This is a genomic window from Pedobacter aquatilis, from assembly GCF_030409415.1.
Classification (GTDB): domain Bacteria; phylum Bacteroidota; class Bacteroidia; order Sphingobacteriales; family Sphingobacteriaceae; genus Pedobacter; species Pedobacter aquatilis.
On record NZ_JAUFPW010000004.1, the window covers coordinates 16,315 to 38,711 of the forward strand.

General features: G+C 36.2%; 18 protein-coding genes. 13 read left to right on the forward strand and 5 right to left on the reverse strand.

Translation table 11 applies throughout. From position 1 onward, the window contains the following. The first annotated feature begins 319 nt into the window (after positions 1-319). Complete coding sequence (locus QWY86_RS00540; RefSeq protein WP_290237506.1) at positions 320-2,149, forward strand: M61 family metallopeptidase; 1,830 nt, start codon at positions 320-322, stop codon at positions 2,147-2,149. Positions 2,150-2,529: 380 nt separating this feature from the next. Here QWY86_RS00540 and QWY86_RS00545 read toward each other — a convergent pair whose 3' ends face one another. Continuing rightward, positions 2,530-2,997: a hypothetical protein gene (locus QWY86_RS00545; protein WP_290237508.1), complete on the reverse strand. Its 468-nt coding sequence runs from the start codon at positions 2,995-2,997 to the stop codon at positions 2,530-2,532. A gap of 249 nt (positions 2,998-3,246) precedes the next feature. On the opposite strand from QWY86_RS00545, the gene QWY86_RS00550 reads away from it, so the two are divergent. The 3 genes from QWY86_RS00550 to QWY86_RS00560 all read left to right on the forward strand — a co-directional run bounded on the left by QWY86_RS00550 (position 3,247) and on the right by QWY86_RS00560 (position 8,136). Next, entirely contained in the window at positions 3,247-5,022 is a 1,776-nt protein-coding gene (locus QWY86_RS00550; RefSeq protein ID WP_290237510.1) for an AMP-dependent synthetase/ligase, read from the forward strand. Then, entirely contained in the window at positions 4,994-6,712 is a 1,719-nt protein-coding gene (gene ggt / locus QWY86_RS00555) for a gamma-glutamyltransferase (protein ID WP_290237512.1), read from the forward strand. Before QWY86_RS00550 ends, ggt begins: the two co-directional genes overlap by 29 nt. A gap of 98 nt (positions 6,713-6,810) precedes the next feature. Then, positions 6,811-8,136: an OmpA family protein gene (locus QWY86_RS00560; protein WP_290237515.1), complete on the forward strand. Its 1,326-nt coding sequence runs from the start codon at positions 6,811-6,813 to the stop codon at positions 8,134-8,136. Positions 8,137-8,183: 47 nt separating this feature from the next. Here the strand turns inward: QWY86_RS00560 and QWY86_RS00565 are convergent, their stop codons facing one another. Beyond that, positions 8,184-9,158 carry a hypothetical protein gene (locus QWY86_RS00565; protein WP_290237517.1) on the reverse strand — a complete coding sequence of 325 codons (975 nt, stop codon included), beginning with the start codon at positions 9,156-9,158 and terminating at the stop codon, positions 8,184-8,186. Between the two features lie 123 nt (positions 9,159-9,281). On the opposite strand from QWY86_RS00565, the gene QWY86_RS00570 reads away from it, so the two are divergent. The 9 genes from QWY86_RS00570 to QWY86_RS00605 all read left to right on the forward strand — a co-directional run bounded on the left by QWY86_RS00570 (position 9,282) and on the right by QWY86_RS00605 (position 18,064). Beyond that, complete coding sequence (locus QWY86_RS00570; protein WP_290237519.1) at positions 9,282-9,716, forward strand: MarR family winged helix-turn-helix transcriptional regulator; 435 nt, start codon at positions 9,282-9,284, stop codon at positions 9,714-9,716. Between the two features lie 9 nt (positions 9,717-9,725). Next, complete coding sequence (locus QWY86_RS00575) at positions 9,726-12,131, forward strand: 3-hydroxyacyl-CoA dehydrogenase/enoyl-CoA hydratase family protein (RefSeq protein WP_290237521.1); 2,406 nt, start codon at positions 9,726-9,728, stop codon at positions 12,129-12,131. 86 nt (positions 12,132-12,217) lie between these two features. Continuing rightward, positions 12,218-12,343, forward strand: a complete 126-nt coding sequence (locus QWY86_RS20040) for a four helix bundle protein (RefSeq protein ID WP_353958885.1) — start codon at positions 12,218-12,220, stop codon at positions 12,341-12,343. Between the two features lie 299 nt (positions 12,344-12,642). Beyond that, positions 12,643-13,818: an acetyl-CoA C-acyltransferase gene (locus QWY86_RS00580; RefSeq protein ID WP_290237523.1), complete on the forward strand. Its 1,176-nt coding sequence runs from the start codon at positions 12,643-12,645 to the stop codon at positions 13,816-13,818. 47 nt (positions 13,819-13,865) lie between these two features. Further along, positions 13,866-14,216 (forward strand): four helix bundle protein, encoded by a 351-nt coding sequence (locus QWY86_RS00585; RefSeq protein WP_290237525.1) that lies wholly within the window; start codon positions 13,866-13,868, stop codon positions 14,214-14,216. Between the two features lie 61 nt (positions 14,217-14,277). Next, positions 14,278-16,059, forward strand: coding sequence for an acyl-CoA dehydrogenase FadE (locus tag QWY86_RS00590; RefSeq protein WP_290237527.1), 1,782 nt, complete (start codon positions 14,278-14,280; stop codon positions 16,057-16,059). Between the two features lie 181 nt (positions 16,060-16,240). Continuing rightward, a complete protein-coding gene (locus tag QWY86_RS00595; RefSeq protein ID WP_290237529.1) occupies positions 16,241-16,741 on the forward strand; it encodes an FKBP-type peptidyl-prolyl cis-trans isomerase in 501 nt (166 codons plus the stop codon). Continuing rightward, positions 16,742-17,197, forward strand: coding sequence for an FKBP-type peptidyl-prolyl cis-trans isomerase (locus QWY86_RS00600; RefSeq protein ID WP_290237531.1), 456 nt, complete (start codon positions 16,742-16,744; stop codon positions 17,195-17,197). 3 nt (positions 17,198-17,200) lie between these two features. After that, positions 17,201-18,064 carry an FKBP-type peptidyl-prolyl cis-trans isomerase gene (locus tag QWY86_RS00605; RefSeq protein WP_290237533.1) on the forward strand — a complete coding sequence of 288 codons (864 nt, stop codon included), beginning with the start codon at positions 17,201-17,203 and terminating at the stop codon, positions 18,062-18,064. Here QWY86_RS00605 and QWY86_RS00610 read toward each other — a convergent pair. From QWY86_RS00610 to QWY86_RS00620, 3 genes are all read right to left on the reverse strand, one after another. Next, the gene (locus tag QWY86_RS00610; RefSeq protein ID WP_290237535.1) at positions 18,061-19,359 is read right to left on the reverse strand and encodes a cryptochrome/photolyase family protein; all 1,299 of its coding nucleotides are present in this window, start codon (positions 19,357-19,359) and stop codon (positions 18,061-18,063) included. The genes QWY86_RS00605 and QWY86_RS00610 overlap by 4 nt on opposite strands. A 30-nt stretch (positions 19,360-19,389) precedes the next feature. Further along, positions 19,390-20,295, reverse strand: coding sequence for a TIGR01777 family oxidoreductase (locus QWY86_RS00615; protein ID WP_290237538.1), 906 nt, complete (start codon positions 20,293-20,295; stop codon positions 19,390-19,392). A gap of 338 nt (positions 20,296-20,633) precedes the next feature. Further along, positions 20,634-22,244 carry a DUF4139 domain-containing protein gene (locus QWY86_RS00620; protein WP_290237540.1) on the reverse strand — a complete coding sequence of 537 codons (1,611 nt, stop codon included), beginning with the start codon at positions 22,242-22,244 and terminating at the stop codon, positions 20,634-20,636. Positions 22,245-22,397 lie beyond the last annotated feature (153 nt).

Below are 22,397 nucleotides of genomic sequence, written 5' to 3' on the forward strand. Positions count from 1 at the left end.
GTAAAAATATCTAATTAGTTCTTCCTAAAATTGTTGTATTAAGGATGTTACAGCATCTTGGGTTATTTATAAATTGGCAGTGTTTTATCTTGCAAGAATCATAGCTGATTTTGAAGCTAAAAGCCATTTGCATTACTAATTTTATATACCGACAACAATTTATTCTTCGGGTTTAAATATTCACAATTATTTTACAAGAGAAACAATTAAACTTTTTGCAACCACTTTTGTGTTAAACCACAATTATTTTACGCCACTTATTGTAATTTAATTTTAATCCATCGGCATAAAATATAAATTTGCGACAAAACAAATCAATATGTTTATTAAGAAGTCAATTTTAAATTTAGTTTTAATACTATTAGTGGTTATGGGAGCGAAGGCGCAGGTAAAAATAGGTTTTGAGGTTTCCTTTAAAGAGCCACAAGCACATTATGCCGAAGTTCAAATGAATATTTCGGGCATAGCAAAAGATTATGTTGATGTAAAAATGCCAGTTTGGACTCCTGGTTCTTACTTAGTTCGTGAATTTGAGAAAAGTGTTGAAGGATTTACTGCATCAGCTTCTGGTAAAAGCTTAAAAGTGCTAAAGGTTAGAAAAAATACCTGGAGGGTTTATTCGGCAAAAGCGAACAACATTAAAATCAACTATCGTGTTTATGCTTTCGAAATTTCTGTACGTACGCCTTTTATTGATGAATCTCATGCATTTTTATCGCCAACAGGAATTTTCATGCATCCTGATGGGATGATTAAATCGCCAAGTACTGTGAAAATTATTCCATTTAACACCTGGAGCAAAGTTTCTACAGGTTTAACACCAGTTGCTGGCGAAAAATTTACTTATACTGCCCCTGATTTTGATTGGTTATATGATAGCCCGATTGAAGTTGGGAACCAGGATACATTTGAATTTATGGCTTCGGGCGTTCGCCATGAAGTGGCTATGTATGGCGGTGGAAATTACGATAAGGAAAAGTTAAAAGTTGATATGGCTAAAATTGTTGAGCAAGCTACAGCCGTTTACGGAGAAAATCCAAATAAATATTATTTGTTCATCGTTCATAATTTTAATCGCGGTGGCGGAGGTTTGGAGCATTTAAACTCAACAACGTTAGGTGCAACCAGAAATGCATATAATACTGCAGCCGGTTACAAAGGTTTTTTAAGTTTAGTTGCACACGAATATCATCACCTATGGAATGTAAAACGTTTACGTCCTGTAGCCTTAGGCCCGTTTGATTACGATAATGAGAACTATACAACCAATTTATGGATTGCTGAAGGTTTTACATCATACTATGAAAATAAATATATCTTAAGAGCTGGTTTTGAAGATCCGAATGGTTTTGTTAATGGTTTGGCTGCGGCAACTGCAACGGTTCTAAATACACCGGGTGCAAAAGTTCAGTCTGCGGCTTCATCAAGTTACGATGCATGGATTATCGGCTACCGGCCGAATGAAAATTCAAAAAACAGCGCAATTTCTTATTATAGTAAAGGCGAAGTTGTTGGTATTTTGATGGATTTGGAGATTATCAATGCAACTAAAGGTGCTAAAAGTTTGGATGATGTGATGAAAGCTATGTATTTACAATGCAAAACTTTAAAAAGAGGTTACACTGATGCGGAATTTAAAGCAATGGTTGAGAAAATCTCAGGCATTAGCTTTACCAATTTTTGGGAGAAATATGTTAATGGTGTAGTGGATGCTGAATATGTTAAATATTTCGGTTATGCAGGCGTCAACGTCTCAACAGAAAATGCTACACCAGATAAACCAGTTACAGGTGCAGCTGCGCAATTAACAAATGATGGTTTAGCCATTACAAGTACAATAAGAGGTTCTGCCGCTTGGGATGCAGGCTTAAATGTGAACGATGTAATCATTTCGCTTGATGATGTTACTGTTAGTGATGCATTATCAAATATAAAATTGCGTACGCCAGCAGTTTCTCTAGAATCTTTGCCTTTGGTTGCAAAAAAGAACATTGGCGATACATTGAAGCTTAAAATTAAACGCGATGGCATTGATAAGGAAATTTCATTAACCTTAAAAGCAAATCCAAGTGTACGTTTAAAGGCAACTATTGATGAGAACGCAACGGCAGCACAGAAGGCTGTTTTGAAAAAATGGATGGGGATATAGTAAGAAAGTCACCTGCCTAAATCTGGCAAATATCTAAGAAAAAGCATCGGTACATTTTGTTGCCGGTGTTTTTTTTTTGGTCTTAATTTTTTGAGTTTATAAATACACCTTTATCATCAACTCAGACTAAAATCCGACTTCGTATAATGTTGTTTTTTCTATTGTTCTTTGGTATGCTTTATTGCACCTTATAGGGTACTTCTTCGAACGTTCTTCGAGAAATAGGTGCTTTTTTCGAAGAAGTCTCGAAGAAGCTCCGAAGAAAATGCATCTTTTTTGTGTTTGATAATTAATTTTAAACAGGAATTTTAGTGCTGATAGAGCAAAAAAAATCCCATTAGAACATTTGCCTAATGGGATTTTTTTTAGTTTTATTAGATTTAGAAAGTATATCTGAAACCTAAACCAAATCTTCCAGCGCTAAAATCGCTACCATTATCTCCTAAATAGATTCTAGGTCTCCAATCTAAAGCAATAGCCAAAGGTGCACCACTAATTTTGTAATCTAATCCAGCCATCGGAACTAAATAGAAACTAGAACCTCCATCATATAACTGAAGTGATGGACCACCGCCAGCATAAAAATCTAATCCGTTAGCACCTTTTATCGGTGTGTTGTATTGAAGAAACGCTTGGATAAATGTTGAGTTTCCTCCGAATAAAACCTCACCTTGTAGAGCAGCATGTCTGCTAAAATGGTGTCTTAAAGATGGTCCAACTAATGTTGCTCCATCCCCGAAATCGATGCCTAAACCTACACCAGTTTTGTAATTCTGAGCTTTAACATCAGAAGTCGTTAATACAAATAATGCAGCGCATCCTAATAAAGTAAAAAATAATTTTTTCATAATAAGAGAATTATAATGTTTTTTAAAGTAATATCTGCCTAACAACTTTAATGCCGTTTATGTTTTCTAGGTAAAAATTATAAATGATAAAAACAATGCTTGCATAGTAAATTTGTAATTGCTAAGTTTATTCCAATAATTTGTACATCAAATTCGTTTTAATCTAAATAGGAATAAATTATAGATTTATTTATAATAAATTGATTGCCCATTTAGATGAAATTTTAAACTTAACCAAATACTATTCATATGGCTGCTGAAATCACACGTGTATTCGATTTATTGAAATTTAGTCTTGAAAAACCGAAGGCAGAATTTATTAGCGGTAAAATAAATGGCAAGTGGATAAATTTCAGTACACAAGAATTTTGTGCTGCGGTAGATAATTTAAGTCGCGGTTTAGTTAAAATTGGCATCAAAAAAGGCGGCAGAGTGGCTGTAATGTCGCACAACCGTCCGGAATGGAATATTGCAGATTTCGCTGCAAATCAAATTGGTGCTTATCAAATTCCCTTATATCCAACATTAGCCGATCACGATGTTCAATTCATTTTAAAGGATGCGGAAATTTCCATCATTTTTGTGGCTGATGAGGATCTATACAAAAAGGTTAAGCCAAATGTTGAGGCTATAAATCCCCAGATAAAAATATACACCTTTAATGAAGTTAGGGGTGCAGAGAATTGGAAAGCGCTAACTGAAGATGGTGAGAAAAGCTTTGAAATTAATTTAGATGAATATCGTGAACAGATTAAACCTGATGATATTCTTACCCTAATTTACACATCAGGTACAACAGGAACACCAAAAGGTGTAATGCTAACGCATAGCAATTTGGTTTGTAATTTTGTACACTCTGCTGTAGTAATGCCGGAGGGTGTTAACAAAGGTTTGAGCTTTTTACCGCTTTCCCACATTTTCGAACGGATGATTATTTATTTATATCTGTTTAATCGTACAGATGTTTACTATGCAGAAAGTATGGAAACAATTGTTGCCGATATCCAGCATGTAAAACCAAATGCATTTTCCACTGTACCCCGTTTACTCGAAAAAGTGTACGATAAAATCATGGAAAAGGGTAAATCCTTAACTGGGATTAAGAAAGGCATTTTCTTTTGGTCGGTTGCGCTAGCCGAAAAATATAAAATTGATGCCGGAGCTTGGTATAGCTTCAAGCTGTCCATCGCCCGTAAATTGGTATTTAAGAAATGGCAAGAGGCATTGGGCGGCGAAATTGTGGTAATTGTTTCTGGTGGTGCGGCCTTAAATCCTCGATTGGCAAGAATTTTCTGGGCTGCCGGAATGCCTGTATTTGAAGGTTATGGTTTAACAGAAACTTCGCCGGTAATTACGGTAAATCATTTCGGTGGAACAATGTTTGGCTCTGTCGGTGAGGTTATTGATGGAGTAGAAGTGAAAATTGCCCAAGATGGCGAGGTATTAACCCGCGGTCACCAAGTAATGAAAGGTTATTATAACCGCCCTGATTTAACAGATGAAGCCATTGATAAAGATGGTTGGTTCCATACTGGTGATATTGGCGAATTGGTAGATGGTCGTTTCTTAAGAATCACCGACAGGAAAAAGGAGATGTTTAAAACTGCCGGAGGTAAATACATTGCCCCGCAAATGCTCGAAAATAAATTTAAAGAGTCGATTTTTATCGAGCAGATAATGGTTTTAGGCGAAAATCGAAAATTTCCATCGGCTTTAGTTGTACCAAATTTCGAAACGTTAAAAACCTGGGCCGGACGTAAAGGGATATCTTTTACCAATAATGACGACATTATTAAAAATGAACAAGTTTTAACAAAATACAACGAAGTAATAGAAGCGGCAAATGTTGGTTTTGGTAAATGGGAGCAAATTAAACGTATTGCACTACTTCCAAAAGAATGGAGTATCGACGGAGGAGAGCTCACACCTAAATTAAGCCTGAAAAGAAAAGTTATTACTGAGAAAAATAATGCTATAATTGAAAAAATTTATAAAGATGCAGAAGACTTTAAAGCTTCAACTTAGTGTAATCCTTTCAGGATATTTTATAATCGTTTCAATATTATCTGGTTGTGTTAGCGGGCAACTCAGTAAAAGAAATAGCGATGAATATAGAAATGGGATGGTGGTTTCTGCGCATCCAAAAGCATCAGAAGTAGGTATTGAAATTTTGAAAAAAGGCGGTAATGCTGTAGATGCAGCGGTTGCCGTTCAGTTTGCCTTAGCTGTAGTTTATCCAAATGCGGGTAACCTTGGCGGCGGAGGCTTTATGGTTTATCGCTCATCAAAAGGAGTGCTAAATACACTCGATTTTAGGGAAAAAGGGCCTGCTGCCGCGAGTAGAGATATGTATTTAGATTCTGTTGGCAACCCGATTGTAAGCAAAAGTTTGTATGGCCATTTGGCAGCTGGTGTTCCTGGTTCTGTAGATGGTATGATTGAAGCCCATAGTAAGTATGGCAAGTTAACATGGGCACAAGTTGTTCAACCTTCTATAGATTTAGCCCAAAATGGCTTTCAAATCACTAAGCGTCAATCTGGTGAACTAAATGGACTACACAGAAGTTTTATGAAGTTTAATCCGGATGGAACGGCTTTTGTAAATTTACAAGGCACCTGGAAGGAAAATGATATATTGGTACAGGAGGAACTTGCAAATACCTTAAAATTAATTCGGGATAAAGGGAGATCAGGATTTTATGAAGGCGATGTTGCCGATTTTATAGTTGCAGAAATGCAAAAGGGAAAAGGCCTTATCACAAAAGAGGATTTGAAGAATTATCATTCTGCATGGCGTAAACCACTAACCGGAAATTACAGAGGATATAAAATTATAACCATGCCACCAACTTCAAGCGGCGGTATTGCACTAATTCAATTGTTACAATCTGTAGAACCTTATCCACTAAAAAAGTGGGGTCATAATGCAGATTCTACAGTTCAACTGATTGTTGAGGCGGAGAGAAGGGTTTATGCAGATAGGGCTACACATTTAGGCGACCCAGATTTTTATAATGTTCCTAAAAATGAATTAACCAGCGCTAAATACAATAAAAACAGGATGGCAAATTTTAACTGGTCCAGAGCAACCTTGAGTAGTGAAGTTAAAGCAGGCGAAGTTAATGCTAAAGAACACGAAGAAACTACGCATTTTTCTATTGTTGATAAAGAGGGTAATGCAGTATCAATAACAACTACACTTAACGGTTCTTATGGTTCGATGGTGGTGGTAAAAGGCGCAGGCTTTCTCTTAAATAATGAAATGGATGATTTCTCTGTTAAGCCAGGTTCACCAAATATGTATGGTTTAGTTGGTGGTGAAGCAAATGCTATTGCTCCTAATAAAAGGATGCTAAGTTCCATGACACCAAGCATTGTAGAAAAAGATGGTCAACTTTTTATGGTAGTTGGTACACCTGGAGGCTCTACCATAATAACATCAGTTTTCCAGACAATTATTAATGTTATCGATTTTGATATGTCGATGCAATCTGCGGTAACAGCGAAAAAATTTCATCATCAGTGGTTGCCAGATGAAGTGTCTGTAGAACCACAGGCTCTGGACAGTTTAACAATTGAAAAATTAAAGACTAAAGGTTATAAAATTGTGCCTCGCGGGCCCATTGGCCGTATTGACGCAATACTTAAAACCAAATGGGGATATTATCAGGGAGGGGCAGATCCAAGAGGAGATGATAAGGCTATAGGATACTAATTGTTAAAAAGTTAAAAAAATATTTAGCCATCTTAAACATTTTGGTATGACGATTGTAATAAGTGGGCAACGCTTACTAACGTTAAAACTAAAATAAGATGAAATCAAATTTATTTAAATCCCTACCGGTGGTATTAGCCGGATTATTAGTTGGATCGGCAGCGATGGCTCAGGAGCCTACTGCATCAACAGCAACTCCTTTCAGAACCTGGTCGATTGGCGTTAACGCCGGAGGTTTAACTCCATTATCTCCATTAGGTGGAAGAAATGATTTTAGCAACAACAAAACAAGTTTTGGTTACGGATTATACGTTAAGAAACAATTAACTAACTACTTCTCTTTACGTTTAGATGGGGTTATGGGCAAGTTAAAAGGAGATAACTCTGAAGCTTATGACAGTGGTTTTTCAAACACAAGCACTGTTTCTGCTTTTGACACTAAATTAAACTATTCTGCAAGTTTAAACGCAGTTTTCAATATGTTTAATATTGATATGTTTAGAAAAGAAAACGCCGTTCAACTTTATGCATCAGCAGGTGCTGGTTTAGCTGGTTACAAACCAACTATTACAACTGCAGGCGGTTCATCTGCCTATGCTGGTGGCAAAACTATTAACGAATTAATCATTCCGGTAGGTGTTGGTGCAAAATTCAAAGTTTCTGATGGTGTTAATATCGATTTAGGTTGGACAATCAATTATGTTGATGGCGACAACTTAGATGGATTATACAGAAACGGAAATAATGATAAATACAACTATGCTTACGCTGGTTTAGAGTTTGCTTTAGGTAAAGGAAAACAATTGGCTTTCCACAATCCGGTAGCTGCTACTTATGATGAAGCGCTTGCTGCAAAAAATACAGCTAATGCATTAAAAGGTGATTTAGATGCTCAGAAAGCTGAAAATGCTAAATTACGTTCTGAAATGGCTGATTTATTAAAAGATACAGATGGTGATGGTGTGGCTGATAAATTAGATAAATGCCCAGGTACACCTTCAGGTACAGTTGTAGATGGTTCTGGTTGTCCTTTAAAAACTCCTGAAAAAGTTGTAGAGAAAGTTGTAATTACTGATGAAGATCGTAAAGTTGTTAATGAGGCGATTAAAAACTTAGAATTCGATTTAAATAAATCTACTATCCGTGCTAAATCTTTCGCATCGTTAAACAGAGTCGCAGGATTATTAGTTCAGAAAAACTTCAGCTTAAAATTAGCTGGTCACACAGATAACACTGGTTCTAAAGAATTAAACTTGCGTTTATCAAAGGCTAGAGCAGAATCTGTAAAAGCATACTTAGTTTCACAAGGTGCAAATGCATCACGTATCGAAGCTACAGGTTACGGAATGGGCCAACCAATTGCAACTAACAAAACTGCAGCTGGTCGTCAGAAAAACCGTCGTGTAGAGTTTACTTTATACTAGTAATCTTTAAGCGAAAAAAATGCCCCTCGATTTTCGAGGGGCATTTTTTATTTAATTGTTTTTATCAATTTTTGAATACTACTTAAATCATTCATCTCGAAATTTAAGGTATTCGGAGAAAATTTTTGATAGATAATCTGATGATCCCGGCTATCATAAACACTAATAATTTTATCGTTTCCACGCTGTGTGTAAATAACATACTTAATCGGGGTGCTTTTATCCAGAATCAAATTATCTAATTCATTGTATAAGGCAAATTTTAATTTGTATGTGTAGGGTTCTTGTATGGTCGAGGCGTTGTAATTGCTTACAGCACCAGGGGTTGTAATTGTACTAAATGCTCGTTTTATATATTCAGGAACATAAAGCGTTTGCGTGGCCAGTTGTGGTAACCTTACTTTGTTGTAAAATTCCAGTTCCAAAACCCTGTCATCATTGGAGTTTATGCCATCATTTATTTGCTTTAAGTATCCTGTCAAAATCCCTGGCGACCAATTATAAAACGTTGCCCGGTTAAATAAATCGCCTAATAATCTCGATTTTTTTGCTCGTTTCGAACCTGATTGTTCATCCATTGTATTAACTTGGAAGTTTGTATAGGTATCTGCAAAAAGCGTTACGGTAGCTAAAATCGATTCTTCTTTTTCTTTTGGCTTTTTGCCAGGGGTTGCCAATTTTAAAACATAAACAACATTCGCTTTAGCAGTTTCATCAATCTTTTCGCTGTAAGCATCAAAATAAAAGAAAGAATAATTTGCCGTTGTATCATACTTCGCCAAATCTTCCGGTTTAATAATTTTGTAAGGTGTAATGGTCCAACTTTTTTTTATCGCTTCATCGAATTTTTCCAATTCAGCGTAATCTTTGTATTGTAAGGTAAAGAGTGTTGTTGTCTTCTTAAATATCTCAAATTTATCCGCTGGGATAGATTGTTTTCCAAAGTAAGATACCTGCGCAACGCAAATACTATGGAAAAAAATAAACAAGCAAAGTGTAGAAATTTTTCTTAAAACTGGCATATGGTATTTTTCATTTGTGTTAATTCAATTATAAGCATCTTTTGACAAATATTTTCAATTTTCCTATTGCATTAACAAAATACATTCATTAGCTTTGTTATGCAAGCATAATAAATTACTTAAATGAAGCAACAGCAAACGATTGATTACCATGTTAAGTTTGCATGGCAAAACATGTTTAATAAGTACAATCAAATGGCATCAAGTTTTGGGATAACCCAGGCCATTGGTTACATGCTTATTAACATTAACGATGAAGAGGGGACTGCTGTTTCAAACCTTGCAGGCTTGCTTGGCGTTAAGGCTACAAGCCTGTCTCGTATGTTAAATAATATGGAAGATGCGAATCTTATTTACCGTGAAACATCAGTAGGAGATAAGCGCTCGGTAAAGGTTTTTTTAACTGATTTTGGGAAGGAAAAGAAACAATTGGCCAAAGGCGTTGTTCGGAAATTTAACGAATACTTAGATGAACATTTCACCAAAAAAGAGAAGGAAACGTTCATCAATTTATTAATAAAACTAAATGATATAACTGTAGCATATACTGTTGATTAAACATTACTTATGAAACGAAGCATTAATAAAGTTGCTGTTTTAGGTTCAGGGATTATGGGTTCGCGTATTGCTTGCCATTTCGCCAATATTGGTGTAGAGGTTTTGCTTTTAGATATTGCCCCAAAAGAACTTCTTCCAGAAGAGCAAGCAAAGGGGTTAACTTTAGATAAACCAGCGGTAAAAAATCGAATCGTAAACACTGCTTTGCAAACGGCTATAAAAACCAATCCGTCGCCTGTTTATTCTAAGAAGGTATTAAACAAAATTAAAACTGGGAATTTCGATGATGATATGTCGAAAATTGCAGGTTTTGATTGGGTGATTGAAGTTGTGGTTGAAAATCTTGACATCAAGAAAAAGGTTTTCGAACAAGTTGAGCAATTTCGGAAACCTGGAACTTTAATTACATCAAACACCTCAGGTATTCCAATTCATTTAATGGCCGAGGGTAGAAGCGATGATTTTAAAGCACATTTCTGTGGCACACACTTTTTTAACCCACCACGTTATTTAAAATTGTTGGAAATTATTCCAACGCCACATACTAAGCCAGAAATTGTAGATTTCCTGATGCATTACGGCGATAAGTTTTTAGGTAAAACCACGGTTTTATGTAAAGATACGCCCGCGTTTATTGCCAACCGTGTTGGGGTTTATTCAATTATGGCTTTACTTCATCTGGTTGAAAAATTAGATTTAACCGTAGAAGAAGTTGATAAATTTACTGGTCCAGCCTTGGGCAGACCAAAATCGGCAACTTTCCGTACTTCGGATGTGGTAGGTTTGGATACCATGATTAAGGTTGCCAAAGGACTTTACGATAATTGTCCTGAAGATAAAGCACACGATTTATTTAAACTTCCTGCTTATGTGCAAAAAATGGAGGAAAATAAATGGTTGGGCGATAAAACCAAACAGGGTTTCTATAAAAAAACTAAAACTGCTGATGGTAAAACAGAAATTCTGGCGTTAGATTTAAAAACACTGGAGTACAAACCTCAGCAAAAGGTTAAATCGGCCACCTTAGAAATGACTAAGCCCGTTGAAAATCTTCGCGAACGCATGAAGATTTTTGCGAAAGGAAAAGATAAAGCAGGTGAATTATTCCGCCATTCTTCTTTTGGTTTGTTTGAATATGTTTCGGATAGAATTCCTGAAATTTCTGATGAATTGTATCGTATTGATGATGCCATGCGTGCAGGTTTCGGCTGGGAGCTTGGTCCTTTTGAGCTTTGGGATGCCGTTGGTGTTAAAGAAGCAATTGAAGGAATGGAGCAGTACGGAAACAAAGCTGCAGGTTGGGTTCATGAAATGCTTGATGCGGGGAATACTTCATTCTATAAAGTTGAGGGCGGTATTAAAAAGTATTACGATATTCCATCAAAAACTTATAAAGTATTACCAGGAACGGATGATTTTATCATTTTAGATAACATCCGCGAAAATAAAACGCTTTGGAAAAATTCTGGCGTTTCGATTATCGATTTAGGTGATGGCATTTTAAATGTAGAGTTCCATACCAAAATGAATACTATTGGTGGCGATGTAATATCGGGTATCAATAAAGCCATCAATATGGCCGAAAAAGATTATCGTGGTTTGGTAATCGGTAACGATGGTGCGAATTTCTCTGCCGGTGCAAACGTAGGTATGATTTTCATGATGGCGGTAGAGCAGGAATGGGATGAGTTGAATATGGCCATCCGAATGTTCCAGAATACTTCGATGCGCATTCGTTATTCTTCTATACCAGTTGTGGTTGCACCGCATAATTTAACTTTAGGTGGTGGTTGTGAATTTAGTTTGCATGCCGACCATGTTCAGTTATCAGCAGAAACTTATATGGGTTTGGTTGAGTTCGGTGTGGGTGTAATTCCTGGTGGTGGCGGAACGAAAGAGTTTGCTTTACGTGCTTCTGATGAGTACAAAGACGACCAGATTGTTCAAAATGCGTTAAAAGATCGTTTCCTAACCATTGGAATGGCGAAGGTTTCTACTTCTGGGTATGAGGCTTATGAATTGGGTTACCTGCAAAAAGATAAATTCTCGATTTCGATGAACCGCAATCGTTTATTGGCTGATGCAAAAGCAAAAGCAATTGAGTTGGCTGATGCAGGGTATACAAAACCTGTTCATCGTACAGATATTAAAGTGTTGGGTAAACAAGGTTTAGGAATTGTTTATGCAGGTGCGAATAGTATGTACGCGGGTCATTACATTTCTGAGCATGATAAAAAAATCTCCGAAAAATTGGGCTACGTAATGTGTGGTGGTGATTTATCATCTCCTACAGAAGTAAGCGAACAATATTTACTGGATTTGGAACGAGAAGCATTTTTATCGCTGGCAGGAGAAAGAAAAAGTTTAGAGCGAATTCAATCGATAATTACAAAAGGGAAACCGTTGAGGAATTAGTAGGATAAAGGAGTAAGGAGCAAAGAACAAAGACAAACAACTAATAGGATGCACAATTTTAGGCAGTTACAAATTTGGAAAAAGGGTTGGCTGTAGCAAAGTCAATCTACTTATTAATTGGTGATTTGCCTTCAACAGAGAAATTTGGCCTAATAACTCAAATTTCTCGATGTGCAGTATCTGTTTCCTCTAATATTGCAGAGGTCTCTTGAAGGTCTTTAAGTACAGAATTTGCTCATTTTTTATCAATTGCTTTGGGCTCGTTGTTTGAACTTTAGACGCTAAATACTACTCTCAATTGATTTGGGCTTTATATCGTTTGAAAAGGTATAACCATTATTAAGTGAGATTATACAATTGCAAAAGAAAATATCAACATTTAAGAAAACACTTATATAACTAAAACGTATTATAGAACTTGGCCTTATTCCTTGTTCTATAATCTTTAATCCAAAATTTGATTAAGCACTTGGTCCTTATTCCTTGTTCCTTAATCTTTAATCCAAATTAAATGGAAGCATACATTATAGCAGGATATCGTACAGCAGTGGGCAAGGCGCCACGTGGCGTATTTCGTTTTACAAGAGCCGATGATTTGGCTGCGGAAGTGGTTAGGGCTTTGGTGGCGTCGGTTCCGAATTTAGATAATGAACAAATTGACGATGTAATGGTGGGTAATGCTACGCCAGAAGCGGAGCAGGGCTTAAATATTGCCCGTATGATTTCGCTGATGGGCTTAGATACCGACAAAGTTCCAGGCGTTACGGTAAACCGTTATTGCGCATCGGGCTTGGATACCATTGCGACTGCAGTTGCGAAAATTAAAGCTGGTATGGCCGATTGCATCATCGCCGGTGGGGTTGAAGTAATGAGTGGAATGCCCTTTGGTGGTTGGAAATTGGTTCCAAATGCCGAGGTGGCTAAAAACAACCCTGATTGGTATTGGGGAATGGGTTTAACAGCTGAAGCCGTTGCGAAAGAATATAATGTTAACCGTGATGACCAGGATGCTTTTGCTTTGAAATCTCATGAAAAAGCCATTCATGCCATTAAAAATGGTCATTTAAAAGATGGTGTTCTGCCAATTACGGTAAACGAAAATTATCTTGATGAAAACCTGAAAAAGAAAACGCGTTCTTACCTGGTTGATACAGATGAGGGTCCGCGTGCAGACACAACTTTAGAGAAATTGGCGAAATTAAAACCAGTTTTTGATGCGGTTGGAAGTGTTACGGCTGGTAACTCCTCACAAACATCTGATGGTGCAGCATTTGTTTTAGTCGTTTCTGAAAAGAAAATGAAAGAACTAAATGCGGAGCCGATTGCAAGATTGGTGAGTTATGGTGTTGCAGGTGTTCCGCCAAGAATTATGGGTATTGGTCCGATTGAGGCGATACCAAAAGCGCTAAAACAAGCAGGTTTAAAACAAAGTGATATTGATTTAATTGAACTGAATGAGGCTTTCGCTTCACAATCTCTAGCAATTATCAGAACCTTGGATTTGAATCCTGATATCATTAACGTAAACGGTGGTGCAATTGCATTAGGTCATCCACTGGGTTGTACTGGCGCAAAGCTAACCGTGCAAATGATGAATGAGCTGAAAAGACAAAACAAAAAATATGGCATGGTAACGATGTGTGTTGGTACTGGACAAGGTGCAGCGGGGATTTTTGAGCTTTTATAGGATGAAGGAACAAAGAGCAAGGAACAAAGATAAAATAGCTTTAACGAATGCATAATTTTAGACAGCTACAAATTTGGAGAGAGGGTATGGTTATTGCAAAAGCGACATATTTGCTCATTAATAATATGCCGTCGGTAGAAAAATTTGGTTTAATATCTCAAATTTCTCGATGTGGAGTTTCTGTTCCTTCTAATATTGCGGAAGGCTCTTCAAGGTCTTCAAATAAAGAATTTGCCCACTTTTTGTCAATTGCTTTAGGTTCATTATTCGAGCTTGAAACTCAGATATTACTATCTGTTGATTTGGGTTTTCTCACTTCTGAAAATGTCGAATCATTATTAAGTGAGATTATTCAGTTACAAAAGAAAATATCAACATTTAAGAAAACACTTATATAACTACAACAGGTTAAGGAACAATGTCATTATTCTTTGCTCCTTAATCTTTAATCCTAACTAAATGGAAAATAAAATTAAAGGCGGCGAATTCTTAATTAAAGAAACCGTTTATCAGGATGTGTTTATCCCTGAAGAATTTGATGAAGAGCAACAAATGATTGCGCAAACTTGTCGCGATTTTTTAGAGGCTGAGGTTTATCCTAATTTAGATAAAATTGATAAACAGGAAGACCCAGAATTAATGCCAACGCTTTTAACCAAAGCGGGTGAATTAGGCATTCTTGGCGTTTCTGTTCCAGAAGAGTATGGCGGTTTTGGCAAAAACTTCAATACCTCAATGTTGGTTGCAGATGTTGTGGGCGCTGGTCACTCTTTTGCGGTAGCACTTTCGGCACATACCGGAATTGGAACTTTACCCATTCTATATTATGGTAATGAAGAACAAAAAGCTAAATACATTCCTAAATTAGGTTCTGGAGAATGGAAAGCGGCTTATTGCTTAACAGAGCCGAACTCGGGTTCGGATGCAAACTCTGGAAAAACCAAAGCCAAATTGAGTGACGATGGAAAACACTATATTATCAACGGCCAAAAAATGTGGATTACCAATGGTGGTTTTGCTGATATTTTTATTGTTTTTGCGAAAATCGATGATGATAAAAATCTAACCGCTTTTATTGTGGAGAAAGATTTTGGTGGCATTACCATGAATCCCGAAGAACATAAAATGGGTATCAAAGGTTCTTCAACCCGTCAGGTTTTCTTTAACGATTGTGCAGTACCTGTTGAAAATATGCTGAGCGATAGAGAAAATGGTTTCAAAATCGCGGTAAATATTTTAAACATCGGTCGTATAAAATTATCTGCTGCGGCAATTGGCGCTTCAAAGGCAACTTTAAGCACAGCAATTAATTATTCAAACGAACGTATTCAATTTGAAAGACCAATTTCAAAATACGGTGCAATTCGCTTTAAAATTGCAGAAATGGCATCAAAACTTTACGCTGTGGATGCAGCGAATTATCGTGCGGGTCAAAATATTGATGATACTTACGATGCTTTGGTAGCTGGTGGAATGGAATCGGGCAAGGCCAGGTTAAAATCTGTTGAGCAATTTGCAGTTGAATGTGCGATTTTAAAAGTTTGGGGTTCTGAAGCGCTGGATTACACCGTTGATGAAGGTGTTCAAATTTACGGTGGTATGGGCTTTAGCGCAGATGCGCCGATGGATAGAGCGTACAGAGATGCCCGAATCAACCGAATTTTTGAAGGTACGAATGAAATTAATCGTTTACTAACGGTTGATATGATGCTGAAACGTGCCATGAAAGGGGAACTGGATTTAATGACGCCTGCTACGGCTGTAGCTGCTGAATTAATGAGCATTCCTGATTTTGGAGAAGAAGACACCACATTATTTGCAGCGGAGAAAAAAGTTTTGGCAAACCTTAAAAAAGCAACTTTAATGGTTGCTGGTGCTGCGGTTCAAAAACTAATGATGACCTTGAGTAAGGAGCAGGAAATTTTAATGAACATTGCCGATATGGCTGGTTATGTTTACGTTTTAGAATCAGCTTTGCTTAGGACAGAAAAGTTAGTTTCGATACGTGGCGAAGCAGCTTGTTCAGGACAATTAGATTTATTAAGAATTTATATGGTTGAGGCTGTTGATGGTGTATCAAAAGCAGGTAAAGAAGCGCTTTGGGCTTTTGCCGAAGGCGATGAACAACGTATGATGTTAGTAGGCTTGCGCAGATTTACAAAAGTAGAACCATTTAATGTTAAAGATGCTCGTCAACGAGTTGCACAACAACTAATTGATGCGAATAAGTATATTTTTTAAAGGCTAAAAAGTCTAGGCTAAAAGGTTTAAGGTTTGGGTGCGAGATATCTAAACCTTAAACCTTTTTTTGTTAACACACATTACTTTAAACATTTAACTTTTTAACCTTCAACTTTTAACTGGAATGTTAAATTTGGTTAAAAATTGCCGCAACCACATTAAAAGCTTATTTTTGCAAACTATGCTTAAGATAAAACATTTTTTAATAATGGTTTGCATTGCAGGATGCTTTGCAGCCTGCAAAAAAATAGACGCTGGTGCGCCCTATGATCCAATTCCACAATTTAAAGCGGATACAACTGCCATTAGAGCTTATGTTAAGGCCAATAATATTGCAGTTTTAAAAAATGAGCAGTATGGTGTTTTCTACCAAATTATTGCACCAGGCTCTGGAAATATTGAATATAAAACCACCACAGCAATATCTGTAGATTATGATGGCAAAGTAATGAATGGTGGATTATTTGATTCATCCAAAGGCGTAACAAAATCATTTATTTTGGGTAATCTAATTCCTGGCTGGCAGATAGGTTTACCATATATTCAAAAAGGTGGTAAAATCAGACTTTTCATTCCTTCGTATTATGGTTATGGTGATGTAGCCAGAAATGCACCAGAATCAGTTATCCCAGCTAATTCAGTGCTCGATTTTACAATTACATTAAATGATGTTTCCAACTAAATGAAGAATAATTTTTTAAAATTCGCAGCATTCAGTTTTTTAATCGTTTCCGTTTTATTTACATCTTGTAAAAAGGATGAGGATGCTGAAAAACAAATCACAGAATTCATTGAGAAAAACAATATACAGGCTACTAAACATGCTTCAGGATTATATTATCAGATTGTAAAACCTGGTACTGGCTCTTCAACTTATCCTTCGGGAACTAAAATCACCATAAAATATGTGGGAAAATTACTCGATGGAACGGTAATAGATGATGGGGGGAAAGTAGAAAACACATTTGTGCTTGCACAACTAATAGAAGGCTGGAGAATTGGAATCCCTCTTATTCAAAAGGGTGGAGAAATTCGGCTAATAATCCCATCAGAACTTGCTTATGGAAGTCAGGCTACCGGACCTGTACCAGCAAACTCTGTTTTAGATTTTACGATACAATTAATAAACGTACAATAATTAATGAAAAACTTCACAAAAATCAGCCTTCTTGTTTTATTAGCGGCTGTATTATTTACTGCTTGTGAGAAACAATATGATTCGATTCAGGTTGTTGATGACAATGTTATACAAACTTACATTAAGCAGAATAATTTAACCATGACAAAAGATGTTACCGGTTACTATTATAACATAATTACCCCAGGAATAGGAAGCGACTTAAAAAATCCCGATTCTATTTTTTACTCATACAAATTTAGATTGTTCAATGGAACTGTATTAAATAATACTTCTGAATATAGAATACCAGGAACTTTCTTGGGCTATACAGATAGATTTACAATTGGAGGAACTAGTTATATGTTCACTCCTGTGAGAGAAGTTTTATCTAAACTGAAAAAAGGTGGAACTGCAACTTTAATTTTACCATCAAATTTAGCTTTTGGTAGAAATGGTTTAACTGCAATAAATGTTGGCTCAAATGAAAATATTATTGTTGATTTAGGTATTTACAATTTATCAAAAAAACATGAAGTTGATGAATTCGAGATTAATAAGTTTGTTTCAAATAATAATTTAACAGTAATAAAAGATCCATCTCGTGCACGTTATAACATAATAACTCCTGGTACTGGAACCGATATAATTAATACAAATTCAACAATTGTTGCAAAATATACCGTTAGATATTTGGATGGTTCTGTTCTTGAATCCAATACTGATGGAAGTTTTAGTGCTGTACTTAATTCATTATACAAAGGCTGGCAATTGATATTGCCCGGAAAAGTTACAGCAGGCGGTAAACTACGTTTAATTTTACCTTCTGATTTAACAAATGGTGAGGCCTTAGATTTTGATATTGAAATTGTAAGCGTTACGAATTAAGATAATGCATCTTTAAAAACTTTAAGCACTCTTTCTCGTGCAAATGTATGCTCAACTATTGGTTGGGCATATTTTTTTGTTCCAAATTCGGGCACCCATTTCTTTATGTATTCAAATTTCGGGTCAAATCTTTTAGCCTGCAATTCAGGATTAAAAACCCTGAAATAAGGTGCTGCATCATTACCAGAACCTGCTGCCCATTGCCAGCCACCAACATTACTTGCCATTTCATAATCAAGCAGTTTTTCAGCAAAGTAAGCTTCACCCCAACGCCAGTCTATCAATAAATGTTTAGATAAAAAACTTGCAACAACCATTCTAACCCGATTATGCATCCAACCAGTTTCATTTAGTTGTCGCATACCGGCATCTACTAACGGATATCCGGTTTCACCTTTGCACCACATTTTAAATTCTTCTTCGTTATTTCGCCATTTAATTTTATCGTACTGCTTTTTAAAAGAATCGAAGCCGGCATATGGGAAATGCCAAAGAATCATCATGTAAAATTCCCGCCAAGCCAATTCAGATAACCAAACATTAGATTTTGCTTCAATGGCGTCGGCAACGGCTTTCCTGATGCTTAAAGTGCCAAAACGTAAATGCAAGCCAATGTGGGTAGTGCCATTTACTGCAGGAAAATCCCGTTGCTTTGCATAATCATCAAGTTTGGATTTATAACTTAAGGCAGGAAATTTTTGCTCGCTTTTCTCAAAGCCCATATGTTTAATTGATGGCATTGGTAAGTGAGTAGTTTGAAAAAGATTTTTAAAGTATTTTTTTGTGGGATATTCCTTATAGTAGAATTCTTTAATTTTCGCTTGCCATTGTTTGTAATAAGGCGTAAATACAGTGTATGGTGTTTTATCGGCCTTTAAAATTTCATTTCTTTCGAAAATTACCTGGTCTTTATAGGTTTTAAAAAGAATCTTCTCGCTTGTTAAAAATTCTGCAACACTATCATCACGCTCTTTTGCATATGGTTCATAATCATGGTTGGTGTAAACTTCCTTAACCTCATAATCTTTTAAAATTTTAGGCCATATTTTTTCAGGTTTGCCATATTCTATTAAAATATCAGAGTGTTCCGTTTGAAGTTCGCTTTTGATATCCTCTAATGTTTGAAAAATAAAGCTAACTCTTGCATCATTTTTAGGCAGCTCATCTAAAATATTCTTATCAAAAATGAATAGCAGAAGAACCGGATTTTCACTCCTTAAAGCATGATACAAAGCAGCATTGTCTTCTAATCTCAAATCTCTACGTAACCAACAAATGTTAACGGGTTTCTTCATTATAACTAAACTTTTTCTTTGGGGATAAAATTAACCTTTATAGATGTTTTTTAGGGCATCTTGAAGTTGGGTAAATTTAAAAATATAACCAATATCCAAAAGTTTCTGAGCGGATGTATTGTTGCTCATAATTATGGCTTCAGTTCTTTCTCCCATTACAATTTCCAAAACTTTTTTAGGAACATTAATCGGCCAAACTGGTCGGTTTAATTCTTTAGCTATGGCTTTAGTCAGGCCTTTATTCGTTACAGGAAAAGGAGCGCAAGCATTATAACTTCCCTCCATTTCAATGTTTTCCAAGGCTTCAACATAAATCGAAACCATATCATCAATATGTAACCATGGCACCCATTGTTTGCCGGTTCCTATTGGTGCCCCGGCAAAAAAATTAACAGGTAAAGCAAGCTGAGGCAGTGCACCACCATCTTTGCTTAGTACAATGCCTGTTCTAATTTTCACAACTCTTAAGCTGTGCTTTTTGCCTTCATCAACCGATTGCTCCCACAGGTAGCAGCATTTTGCCAAAAATCCAAATCCATTTGGGCTTTCTTCAGTCAAAATTTCATCACCACAATCGCCATAATAACCCACTGCAGATGATGAAATGAAAGTTTTGATTTGATGATTTTTGTGAGTAGCAATCGTTTTATATAATAGTGCTGTCGATTTTACCCTGCTATCAATAATTTGCTGCTTTCTTTCTTCAGTCCACTTTTTGTCGGCAACTCCTTCACCAGCTAAATGAATTATAGCATCCACACCATCCAAGCAATGACTGTCAATTTCGCCTTTGTAAACATCCCATTTATAAGCATTCGTTTCATTTTTAGGTGTTCTGGATAAAGTATTTACTTCATAGCCTTTGCCTAAAAGTTCTTTTTTTAATGCAGAACCTACTAAGCCACTTGCGCCAGTTATTAATATCTTTTTTGCCATATTTTAACAACAGTAAAGATACAAAAGGGTTTTTAGGTGCAACTCTATTTTAAAATTCGATTTCAATGTTTTTTTTTCACAACCATTCGATTTTTACACGTAATTACACTCACCAAGCCGTCATTCCCGTGTATGCGGGAATCTTAAGCTAATGATTAGCGTGCTGCTTTTTGATATATTTAAATCAATATATAGTGATAATCTATAGTCAATTATAATATTATCAAGTCATCACTCCTTTAACGACTAATAAAAAGCAAAAGTGAGATAAAAAATGCTTTTTGATTCCCTATTAAATAGGGAATGACGACTTGATTAGAAACGTTTTAGGGCAAAAATCAAAGCCCTGCAACTACCTTATTTTTTGGAGCCTTAACTGAATAGCTTAATTTAATGGTTCTGGTTTCGTTTGGTGCAAGCGTTAAATTCCAGCTCAGCATTCCTGTTTCTTTATTTACTTCAGCTTTGCTACTTTCTAAAAGTTCTACCTCTATATCGCTCTGCGTAGAAATTGGATATTGATCTTTTAAAGCTAATTCTACAGATTCTTTTTTGGTATTTCTGATTTTAATCAAATAGGTAAAAACCTGCTTTTTGTTGCTTCCAATAACTTTAGTGCTGCTAAAATCTTCTTGTTTTTCTTTTGTAATTAAAATTTTCTTGTCTTTACCCATGCTTAAGCTTAGGGTGTCAGCTAAGTTAGCTGGGTTTATAAATGATTTGCCAGTGTAAGTGCCCTCAAAAATAATATTAGCGTTACCGGCTTGCAGATTAAGCTTTTCCCAATCTAAAACATCAGCTAGTAAATATGCATCGTTACTAATTCGAGGTGCAGCATAATATTTATATTTTGCGGGTACATCATATTCCTTAAAGGATACCGTGTGTGGTTTATTGTCACTATTAATATCATATGGAATATCAATATCGAATGTGACGCCAAGCTGTGTTTCATTTACTGATGTATAATTGTTAACTGTAGAAACAGATGCAGCTACTGCTTTTTTCTCCGCTTTGCCATAACCCACAACTACTACATCGTTAAGCATTTGTTCATTAGCAACCGGCGATGCCATACCTCTTATACGGATTTGAGGTTGATTAGTTGAAACAAACCAAGGGTTTAAAGTTGGTGCAGTAATATTATAATTTGGGTTTCCGGTTGATAAAGAAAGCCTAACTTTTTTCCAATCTAAACCCGTGTTTTGGATAATTGCGCCTTTATACACTATGCTTAACGGATTAGAAGTGTTAGCCGCTTTGATATCGTAACTGGCAGACCAAGTTGCGCTTGGTGTAACATAAGAAACATTATAATTGGCGTTAATATTTTCTTTGGCCATAAGTTGTAAAACCAGTTGCCCTAATTGTTGATTTGGATTATTGCGTAACTCCGCTAACTGTTGTTGCAATGCGTTCAGTATTTTAGTCTGCTTTTCTTCTGTAGCGGTAATTGCCAAAATTGCATTACGTACTTCGGTGCTTTTTGTGCGATAATATTCTGCAAGTTTTACCAGTTCGGTAACATTAGTGCCTGTGCTTGTGCCGCCAGATTTTCTGTTTTCATCAAGTAAAACTAAAGTTTGCTCTTCGATGGTTTTTGCATTTTTGGTTTTAGAAAGCGCTGTGGTTACGATTTTAATGCTATCATTTAGAAGCTTTATTTCAGGATTTGAGGCATCCGAGTTTAGAAAATCTCGGTTAAACTGTACAGCCAAAATGGTTACACCCGCAGAAACGCTAGCTTGAATTGAACTTTCGTTAACTCGACCTGAAATATTATTAATCACAATTTCTGATGTCCCGAGCGGAAGATTAACCTTACCAGTATGCGTAAGTTGTGCGCCGTTGTTATAAACGGTTACACTTTCCAAGGCTGCCTTTGTTTTTATTTGCTGTTGTGCAAAAACACTAAGTGGAAATAATAGGGTAATTAAAATTCGTTTCATATTGCGATGTGTTTTATAATTTCATTGGAATGATGTTCTGTTGGATGCTTTTCCATAAGCAAATTTTATTTTGTTGTGCTTTTGTAAAGAATTCGGCAGGGTTTTGATGCGGAGAAAAAATAAGATAAATTTGTAATTACGCTCATCATACTA